We start from the raw sequence: 424 nt of genomic DNA on the forward strand, positions 1-424 counted from the left end.
ATTGGCATTTACAGGACTTCTACTTTCATAATAAACATTACCTACATCTAACCCCAAGTTATTATCAGAAATTTGTATCCACGCCGTTGCAGAACCACTATCTGCATTTCCTCCATTATTGGGATCGTTATTTTGCGCATAAAACCATCTGGAAACTACAGTATACCAACCAGTCTTAGGGACAGTATAGGGACCATAGCTTATATCGTATGTAGGGTCAAGTTCGTAAGGCACTCCATCAGCACTCCATCTGGCATCAGAGACAGCATAGTTAGGGGCTTTTAGAGCCGTGCTTGTCCAAGTAGCTTTACCTTCGGCATCACTCGTTAAAACTTTTCCTGCGCCTTGGGAACCGTCCGAAAGCTTAAACCCTCCGCCTATGGTCGAACTGGCAACCTCCAACTTTGCAGTTGGAGAGGCGGTG

Annotated in this window: 1 pseudogene; it reads right to left on the minus strand. The window is 45.0% G+C overall.

Going from position 1 to position 424, the window contains the following annotated elements:
- Positions 1–424 (minus strand): annotated as a pseudogene (locus VQ048_RS12675) (hypothetical protein); the annotation flags it as partial.

It is taken from the genome of Bergeyella anatis, assembly GCF_036016955.1.
Classification (GTDB): domain Bacteria; phylum Bacteroidota; class Bacteroidia; order Flavobacteriales; family Weeksellaceae; genus JAYWXI01.